This is a genomic window from Mesorhizobium sp., from assembly GCF_005063415.1.
Taxonomy (GTDB): Bacteria; Pseudomonadota; Alphaproteobacteria; order Rhizobiales; family Rhizobiaceae; genus Mesorhizobium.
Map to the genome: position 1 here is coordinate 23,761 of NZ_SUEG01000059.1, position 8,446 is coordinate 32,206.

9 protein-coding genes and 1 pseudogene are annotated in these 8,446 nt (G+C 60.7%); 8 read left to right on the forward strand and 2 right to left on the reverse strand.

Annotated features, from left to right (window positions below; all coding sequences use genetic code 11):
- Together E5W70_RS17075 and sbmA are read left to right on the forward strand one after the other, a co-directional pair.
- Positions 1–583, forward strand: a 583-nt coding sequence (locus tag E5W70_RS17075; protein ID WP_292659947.1) for a YbfB/YjiJ family MFS transporter, incomplete at its 5' end; no start/stop codon positions are given.
- A 115-nt stretch (positions 584–698) separates the two neighbouring features.
- Positions 699–1,976 (forward strand): peptide antibiotic transporter SbmA, encoded by a 1,278-nt coding sequence (gene sbmA, locus E5W70_RS17080; RefSeq protein ID WP_292659948.1) that lies wholly within the window; start codon positions 699–701, stop codon positions 1,974–1,976.
- A 28-nt stretch (positions 1,977–2,004) separates the two neighbouring features.
- Here the strand turns inward: sbmA and E5W70_RS17085 are convergent, their stop codons facing one another.
- The gene (locus E5W70_RS17085) at positions 2,005–2,997 is read right to left on the reverse strand and encodes a polysaccharide deacetylase (protein WP_292659966.1); all 993 of its coding nucleotides are present in this window, start codon (positions 2,995–2,997) and stop codon (positions 2,005–2,007) included.
- 204 nt (positions 2,998–3,201) lie between these two features.
- On the opposite strand from E5W70_RS17085, the gene E5W70_RS17090 reads away from it, so the two are divergent.
- Together E5W70_RS17090 and der are read left to right on the forward strand one after the other, a co-directional pair.
- Positions 3,202–3,867 (forward strand): tetratricopeptide repeat protein, encoded by a 666-nt coding sequence (locus E5W70_RS17090; RefSeq protein WP_292659950.1) that lies wholly within the window; start codon positions 3,202–3,204, stop codon positions 3,865–3,867.
- A 6-nt stretch (positions 3,868–3,873) separates the two neighbouring features.
- The gene (gene der, locus E5W70_RS17095) at positions 3,874–5,307 is read left to right on the forward strand and encodes a ribosome biogenesis GTPase Der (protein ID WP_292659952.1); all 1,434 of its coding nucleotides are present in this window, start codon (positions 3,874–3,876) and stop codon (positions 5,305–5,307) included.
- 251 nt (positions 5,308–5,558) lie between these two features.
- Here the strand turns inward: der and E5W70_RS17100 are convergent, their stop codons facing one another.
- A complete protein-coding gene (locus tag E5W70_RS17100) occupies positions 5,559–6,314 on the reverse strand; it encodes a glucose 1-dehydrogenase (protein WP_292659953.1) in 756 nt (251 codons plus the stop codon).
- A 188-nt stretch (positions 6,315–6,502) separates the two neighbouring features.
- On the opposite strand from E5W70_RS17100, the gene E5W70_RS17105 reads away from it, so the two are divergent.
- The 4 genes and pseudogenes from E5W70_RS17105 to E5W70_RS17120 form a co-directional block, all read left to right on the forward strand.
- A complete protein-coding gene (locus E5W70_RS17105) occupies positions 6,503–7,075 on the forward strand; it encodes a L,D-transpeptidase (protein ID WP_292659955.1) in 573 nt (190 codons plus the stop codon).
- Positions 7,076–7,274: 199 nt separating this feature from the next.
- Positions 7,275–7,409 (forward strand): ABC transporter, encoded by a 135-nt coding sequence (locus E5W70_RS17110; RefSeq protein WP_292659957.1) that lies wholly within the window; start codon positions 7,275–7,277, stop codon positions 7,407–7,409.
- Positions 7,410–7,557: 148 nt separating this feature from the next.
- Positions 7,558–8,130, forward strand: coding sequence for a hypothetical protein (locus E5W70_RS17115; protein WP_292659968.1), 573 nt, complete (start codon positions 7,558–7,560; stop codon positions 8,128–8,130).
- A 201-nt stretch (positions 8,131–8,331) separates the two neighbouring features.
- A pseudogene (locus E5W70_RS17120) lies at positions 8,332–8,446 on the forward strand (isoprenylcysteine carboxylmethyltransferase family protein); the annotation flags it as partial.

Below are 8,446 nucleotides of genomic sequence, written 5' to 3' on the forward strand. Positions count from 1 at the left end.
GAACAGCACCGCCGGCCGCGAGCCGGCGCTGCCCAAAGACTGGTCGCTGGTGAAGGTCATTATCGCCTACGGCCTGTTCGGCTTCGGCTACATCGTCACGGCGACGTTCCTGGTCGCCATCGTCCGTCAGGGCGGCGGCGGCCGCGTCTTCGAGGCCGTGGTCTGGATGGTCACCGGACTTGCCGGTTTCCCATCGGTCTGGCTGTGGCAGAAGCTCGCGGCCAGGATCGGGCTCTATGCCACCTATGCCCTGGGGTGCCTGGTCGAGGTGGTCGGCGTCAGCGCCAGTGTCATCATGGGCGGGCGCACCGGGCCGCTGCTCGGCGGCCTTCTTGTCGGCGGCACCTTCATCGCCATCACCGCGCTTGGCCTGCAGACCGGCAGGCAGCTTGCTCCGCAAGCGCCACGCCGGATGCTGGCGGTGATGACGGCCGCCTTCGGCCTCGGCCAGATCATCGGCCCGATCGTCGCCGGGCTGCTCGCGCAGGCCTCGGGTAACTTTTTCCTTGCCTCGATCGTGGCCGCCGCCGTCCTGCTGGCCTCGGGTGCGATCGCCTGGTCGGCTGCGCCAAAATCGCCATGATTATGGTCTTGCTCGGCGCCGGGCGTCGGGTAGCGGGCATTTTCTTTCCCACTAATGTGTGACTTTATGCCCGCTGAACCCGCTGATTTGCGCATCGAACGAGGATTTCCCCACAGTGTTTGTATCCTTCTTCCCGCAGCCGAAGCTGTTCTTCACCTCGGCGGCCGTCTGGAGTGTCGTTATGGTGGCCGTATGGTTTCTCGGCGGCGACCAGCTAGGGGCTTTGATCGGATTGCCCCCCCTCGCAGCGGACGCGGCGCCCATCATTGGCGTTTCCGTCTTCTGGTCGCCACCATTTCTTTGGTTCTATATCTACTTTACGCTTGGCGTTCTGCTCTTTTACGCCTTTTGGCATTGGTATTCCCCGCACCCGTGGGACCGCTGGTCGATCCTTGGCAGTTCGTTAATTTTGTTCACGACCTATTTCCAAGTGCAGGTGAGTGTAGCGATCAATGCCTGGTACGGGCCATTCTGGGACCTTATTCAGGGCATTGTCAGCAAAAGTGTGAAGGCCACAGAGAATGATGTGTACGCGCAGTTAATAACTTTCCTAGGCATCGCTCTGGTGGCTGTTACTGTATACGTTCTGACAAACTTCTTTGTGAGCCATTGGGTGTTTCGGTGGCGTACAGCGATGAACGACTACTATATGTCTTACTGGCCTAGGCTGCGCTATATCGAGGGAGCTTCCCAACGCGTGCAGGAAGACACGATGCGGTTCTCCAAGATCATGGAAGATCTTGGAACCAGCTTCATCGACTCGATCATGACCTTGATAGCCTTCATGCCGATTTTGCTAGCCTACTCAAAGCACATCACCGTATTGCCGTTCGTTGGTCAGGTGCCGCAGCCGCTGGTTATAGCTGCGATCTTCTGGGCGATTTTTGGCACCGTGTGTATTGCCAGCGCTGGAATAAAGCTCCCTGGCTTACAATTCCGCAACCAGCGCGTCGAAGCCGCCTATCGCAAAGAACTTGTTTACGGTGAGGACGATTCGTCCCGCGCGCAGCCGCCGACCGTTTCCGAGTTGTTCGGAAACGTGCGCCGCAATTACTTCCGACTCTATTTCCACTACGTGTATTTCAATGTGGTCCGTTATCTGTATTTGCAATTAAATAACATATTTGCTCTTTTCCTGATGACTCCTTCAATGGTCGCCGGAGCTTTGACGTTGGGTCTTATAAACCAGGTAAATTCGGCGTTCAGCCAGGTGACAACCTCGTTCCAATACCTTGTCAATTCCTGGTCAACAATCGTCGAGCTCTTGTCAGTTCACAAGCGCCTGCGCGCTTTCGAAGCCACAATCAAGGGTGAGCCGCTGCCCGAAATCGACCAGCATTATCTGGAACGAGAGCAAGCCGGCCTGCGTCCTGAGGATCAACCAGCAAGCTAAAGAGTTAGCGGGCGGCGAGCGCTTCCGCTCAGCCGCCCACCGCCGCCTGTCGTTCGCCTCGCCGCGAAACATAATCGCGAAAGCTGATACACTCGACTTGTCTCATCACGCAGACCTCGCCGGCAAAGCGTTCCAGCGCGTTCCAGTAGGCGCCGTCGTTCATCAGCGTGAAGTGGAAGCCGAGCTCCAGCGGAATACGCTTGCTCTGGTATTGCGCGTCGAAGGCGGCGCGAAAGGCATGATAGGTCCGCTCAGTGAACTCTTCCGCCATGCTCGGCCGCTCGAAGCCGCCGGAATGTCTGACATAGAGATTGTAATCCATGGCGATCACCCGCCTTGAGCTCGGCCCTTCCGGGATCTGCGGCAGCGAAAAGCGCGTGATGCCGTTGACGGTCGGCGGCTCGACCGGCCCACGCGAGACGCCGCTTGCGTCGAGCAGGAAACCGGCCGCGGGCAGCGCCTCGTAGAGCGCCTTGTTTGCCGACAGATAAGGCGCGCGGAACCCGACCACCGACTTGCGCGCGAAATCGCGCCAGCCCTTTGGTTCAGGAGCAATGCCGTTGATCGAATAGGCGTTTTCGAGAATATGCTTGAACGAGCCGAACTCGCTCAGCCAGTCGGCTTTGCTCCAGTCCTTGCCGTCGAAATGGCCGCAGCCATGGCTGCCGATATCGTGGCCTTCGGAGGCGGCGAGGTTGATCTGCTCGAGCCGGTCGGCGACTTCCTGTTTGGAGGCGGCAAAGCCGATATTCGATTTGCCTTCTGTCTTGCCCGGCGCGGTGTATTGCTTGCGTGTCTCGGGCGACAGCAGGAACACGCAGGAGACGAAATAGGTGAAATGCGCGCCTGTGCGCTGGGCCAGCGCCCGGCTGCGCTGCCATTGCGAAATGTCGCGGGCACTGTCGAACGAGATGATGACGACCTGCTTCGGTTTTCCCGGCGTCGCCGGCGGGTCGGCAAAAGCCGTGCCGGCAGCCAACATGGCAATCGAAAACGCAACAACGCGCGACAAACGGGGCAAAGGCATCTGACCGGATCAAGGAATGTAGAAGCACCGCCTACCGGTGAAATATGGCACGGATACGATCGACCTGTGCGGCCGCCTTTGGCGGCGACTGCCTCGTGAATAGGCGATTTTCCTGCCGAACCCCTTCCATGCCGGCAAAATTTCGCTAAAACGCGGGCTCATCAACCGCCCCGGCCGGGGCATGAATGGTTTTGATCCATGTCGGACGACAGTTTTATCCGCGAAGTCAACGAAGAGATTCGTCGCGACCAGGCGCATGCGCTGTGGGACCGTTTCGGTCCCGCCTTGCTCGTGCTGGCCGTGCTGGTGGTGCTCGGCACTGCTGCCGTCGTCGGCTACCGCTATTGGGACGAGACCCGCGCCAACCGCTCGGGCGATGCCTTCTCGCAGGCGCTCAAGCTCGCCAATGACGGCAAGAAGGACGAGGCGCTTGCCGCTCTGGAGGCGTTGGAGAAGGACGGCTACGGCGCCTATCCGCTGCTCGCCCGCATGCGCGCGGCAACCGTCAAGGCGGACAAGGGCGACGTCGACGCCGCCGTCAAGGATTTCGACGAGGTCGCCGCCGACACCAAGATCCCCTCCGGCATTCGCGACATGGCGCGCCTCAGGGCCGCTCTGCTTCTGGTCGATCACGGCTCTTTCGCCGATGTCTCCAGCCGCGTCGAGGCGCTCACCGCCGACACCAACACGCTGCGCCATACGGCGCGCGAGGCGCTTGGCCTTGCCGCCTGGAAGGAAGGCAAGGCGGCGGATGCATTGAAGCTGTTCGACCAGATCGCCGCCGATGACGGCGCCCCGCGCAACATGCGCGAGCGGGCGACTTTGATGTCGGAGCTGATCCGCGGCTCGGGCGGTGTATCGTAACAACGGATGACTTTCAAAGTCGCCATCATCGGCCGGCCTAATGTCGGCAAATCGACCCTTTTCAACCGGCTGGTGGGAAGGAAGCTGGCGCTTGTCGACGACACGCCGGGCGTCACCCGCGATCGACGCGTCCATGCCGCAAAACTCTACGATCTGCATTTCGACGTGATCGACACCGCCGGCTTCGAGGATGCGGCCGCCTCGACATTGCCCGGCCGCATGCGCGCCCAGACCGAGATCGCCATCCGCGAGGCCGACCTGATCTTTTTCACGATCGATGCCAAGTCCGGGCTGATGCCCGACGACAAGACCTTCGCCGAGATCGTGCGCAAATCCGGCAAGCCGGTTGTCGTCGTCGCCAACAAGGCCGAGGCGCGCGGCGCCCAGGGCGGCATGCTGGAGGCCTGGGAGCTCGGCCTTGGCGAACCGATCCCGGTCTCGGCCGAACACGGCCAGGGCCTGCCCGATTTGCGCGACGCGGTGATCGCGGCACTGGGCGAGGCGCGCGCCTTCGGCGAGGACGAAGAGGCCGGCGAGGAGGAGATCGCCGCCAGTGAGGTGCTGATCGGCGAGGACATCACCGACCCGGACGCAGAGCCGAGCTATGACGACACCAAGCCGATGCGCATCGCCGTCGTCGGCCGCCCCAACGCCGGCAAGTCGACGCTGATCAACGCGCTGATCGGCGAGGAGCGGCTGTTGACCGGCCCCGAGGCCGGCATCACCCGCGATTCCATCTCGGTCGACTGGGACTGGCATGGACGCCGGTTAAAGCTGTTCGACACCGCCGGCATGCGCCGCAAGGCCAGGATCCACGAAAAGCTCGAAGTCATGTCGGTGCAGGACGGCTTGCGCGCCATCCGCTTTGCCGAAATCGTCATCATTGTGCTCGACGCCACCATTCCCTTCGAGAAGCAGGATCTGCAGATTGCCGACCTGATCATCCGCGAGGGCCGTGCCCCGGTGATCGCCTTCAACAAATGGGACCTTATCGACCATCCCCAGGAGTTGCTGGCCGAGCTGCGCGAAAAAACCGAGCGGCTGTTGCCGCAGGCGCGCGGCATGCAGGCGGTGCCGGTCTCGGCCGAGACCGGGCGTGGCCTCGACAAGCTGATGGATGCTGTCATCAGGACGCATCGAGTTTGGAACAGCCGTGTCTCGACCGGCAAGCTCAACCGCTGGCTGGAAGGCATCCTGGCGCATCATCCGCCGCCCGCCGTCGCCGGACGCCGGCTGAAGATCAAATATGTCACGCAGGCCAAGACGCGCCCGCCCGGCTTCGTTGTCTCCTGCTCACGGCCGGACGCGATGCCGCAATCCTATGTCCGCTATCTCTCGAACAGCCTGCGCGAGGCTTTCGACATGCCCGGCGTGCCGATCCGCATCGCCTTGCGCACCTCGGACAATCCTTTCGCCAGCAAGGCAAAGAAGCGCCACTGAGCTGCGCGTCTTCTGGGCGCCCGCATCAGGCTACGCTCCGCAGGCCGCTCGCGGGCAGCGCCTGCACATTTTCGGGTAGGCGATTCCACCGCCGCCTGCAGCAGGATGTCGGCAAGTAGCGCCGCCACCGGGTCTGGCTCGGCCTTCCTTGCGATGCGGGAACAGCCCATCTCAGGCAGTGCGGGCAGCCCGGCGATCTGCGGCGTCATCGCCCTCACGGTAGCCAGCGCGAGTGGGGACAGCCTCTGCACCTAATGGGCGGTGTAAGCTCCGTCCACCAGATGGTAGCTCCCAGTGATAAAGCTGGCCTGGTCGGACAAGAGGAAGCATACAAGAGCCGCTACCTCTTCCGGTTTCCCGCGTCTGCCCATCGGCTGAAGACCTGCCATGCGCCGGCTGGCTAATGCCTCCATTTGCTCCGATAAAAGAGGCGTTTCGATCCAGCCGGGGCCGACGACATTGATCCGGATGCCCATCCTCGCATATTCAATCGCCGCAACCTTGGTTAATCCAACGACCCCGTGTTTCGCTGCCGTGTAAGCGGACGCAGTTGGCAAGCCGACGGAACCGAGAACGGAGGACATGTTCACGATGGCGCCTCCGCCTCGATCCAGCATCGCGGCGATTTCGTACTTCATGCTGTAGAAAACGCCATTGAGATTAACGTTTATCAGTTTGTGCCAGTTGTCGAGCGGATAGTCTGCCGTTGCTTTTCGAATGCCGTCGATACCTGCATTGTTTACCGCCATATCCAGTCCGCCGCATTTCTGGACAGTGAACTCGATCAGCTTTTCCACTGCTGCCGCATCCGTGACATCTACCGCAAAGTCGTAGGCCCTGCCTCCTTGCGAGCTTATTTCGGCGGCTGTGCAGTGCGCGGCCTCGGCATCAAGGTCGGCGACAACAATCTCGGCTCCTTCTTGCGCGAGTTGCCGTGAAACAGCCGCCCCTATTCCGGAGCCTGCGCCGGTCACAATCGCAACTTTACCGTGGAAGTCAGGCTTCATCGTCTCTGTCCTATGCCCATTTGACATAACCGAACAGAGGCAGACGGTTATCTCAAGAAGTTTCGCTCCAATTCGCTTGTTAATCCTGTGAATTCATTTTTGCCACCACACAGCGAGACTTGGCCCGCAGGCCTTGGAATGGTAGAGACGAGGGCGGCGGTAGATGACCAGTTTCCTAGCAGGTACAAATGGAAGAACACCACATTGCGCGCCGGGGGCTCGTGCTGGGTAGTCTGGCTCTGATGATCTCCGGATGCACGTCGATTTCATCCGCGTTCGGACCGAGGCGTGGCCTGAATCCTCGTTACCGACGGCAGCATGTGCGGTACGACGGAAACGAGCCGGCCGGAACGATCGTCGTCGATACTTCGCAACGTTTTCTCTATGCCGTCGAGACGGACGGGTGGGCGACGCGCTACGGCGTTGGCGTCGGCGAGCAGGGACTTTCGTTCAAGGGTACAGCGACCGTCGGCCGCAAGGCGGACTGGCCGTCGTGGACACCCACCGCCAGCATGATGCAGCGCAAGCCGCGCCTGGTGCAGTATGCAGGGGGGGTCCCTGGCGGACCAAACAACCCGCTTGGTGCGCGTGCCCTTTATCTCTATCGCGACGGGCGCGACACCCACTTCCGGATACATGGTACAAACGAGCCATGGACGATAGGCACAGCGGTATCGAACGGGTGCATCCGTATGATAAATGACGACGTCATTGACCTCTACGACCGTACTCCTTTGGGCACGACGGTGGTGGTTGTTTGATGGTGGGCAGGCCTGATCTCCGTTGGACGGTGAACCCTGCCAGCACGTCACCGCAAAGGTGCCGCCGACAACCGGGTGCCAACTGTGTCATTTCTGCACTAGGCGTTGGTGTAGATCGCAGCTAACTTTGTGGGGCTGCATATCGTTTTATTTGTGGCGATTCTATAGGCTATTCCGCCCCCGGGGAAAGGATTGCTTGATGAGCAGGATATTGATTGCAATGGTTGCTGTGCTCGCCGTTGCCAGCCTGAGCGGCTGCGCGAACGACTGGATCGGCAAAGGAAAGGGTAAAGCTCCGGCGCCCGCTCCGGTAGAGCAACCAGTGATTAAGTAAGGACCGGCTTGTATGGGGAAGGGGTGCCAAGCCCTTCCCCATACATACGCAGCCGGGGCTTTGGCCGGCTTCATAGCCTAGGGCGCGGTTGGCGGGCATAGGCCGTTATTAAGTCTGTGCTTTGTGAAGTTCGGGAATGGACGCGGCGATGACGCTTGTAAATAGCCGTCTCTTGCTTGTGGCGTTGGTGGCCCTCCCGGCAGCGGCATGTCAGACGAAAGACCTGCCGCCCCAGCCGAATTTCGTATCTTATGCCGATGGCGGAGCTGCGCCTCAAAAAAACGACGAGCGGTACTTCATCGAGTTCCGCTCGCGCTACGCCCTAAGCTACGGCCACACCTACGCAGTTTTTGGGCGCGTGGACCGGGCCGGGAGAATGATCGATCCCCAAGTCGCGGGCCTTCACCCGGCTTCGAACAGTGCGGTTCCCTATGTTCTGGGCCATGTCGTGCCGGTGCCAGCCGAAACCGGGTGGAGCGACGGTGATCTGGAAGAACCATACAGATCCGCAAGCTGGCAAATCATACTGACCCGGGCCGAATACGACAAAGTCGTTGCCTACATCCGCAAGCTGCAGGCGAGTTCGCATATGTGGCAGGCAACGGTCTTGAACTGCAACGGCTTCGTGGCGAACATCGCTCATTCCATGGGATATAAGACTCCCGCCATTCAGCTCCGGCCGCAACAATTCATAACCGAGCTTCGGGAGATGAATACATAACCAAGATTCGAGGGATGAATGGGACCGAATGCGATCGGTACTGCCCCTCCGGCTTTCGCGTCTGCGGACTAACTCGGAGAGGATCGCTGCGCCTGAAGGTCGGCCGGTGACGAATTCGAGGGCGATGGGTGAAGTGGCCATACCCAGGGGCAGCTGCTACAGTCGCGATCGCAGAAAGGGCGCTGGTGACCTGAAGTGAGCATTGCGGCAGCCTCACTTGGCGAGGTCATTTGGGTGATCGGCATCGTTGCTTGGTACGTGATCCGGTATCCCTTCGAGCGCCGGGCAAGGCGCGTGCGAATTGTAACTGGCTACC

Bases quoted from the DNA above. Each gene is read 5' to 3' on its own strand.
- E5W70_RS17090 (WP_292659950.1), top strand. From the start codon at position 3,202: ATGTCGGACGACAGTTTTATCCGCGAAGTCAACGAAGAGATTCGTCGC.
- der (WP_292659952.1), top strand. From the start codon at position 3,874: ATGACTTTCAAAGTCGCCATCATCGGCCGGCCTAATGTCGGCAAATCG.
- E5W70_RS17100 (WP_292659953.1), bottom strand. From the start codon at position 6,314: ATGAAGCCTGACTTCCACGGTAAAGTTGCGATTGTGACCGGCGCAGGC.
- E5W70_RS17105 (WP_292659955.1), top strand. From the start codon at position 6,503: ATGGAAGAACACCACATTGCGCGCCGGGGGCTCGTGCTGGGTAGTCTG.
- E5W70_RS17110 (WP_292659957.1), top strand. From the start codon at position 7,275: ATGAGCAGGATATTGATTGCAATGGTTGCTGTGCTCGCCGTTGCCAGC.
- E5W70_RS17115 (WP_292659968.1), top strand. From the start codon at position 7,558: ATGACGCTTGTAAATAGCCGTCTCTTGCTTGTGGCGTTGGTGGCCCTC.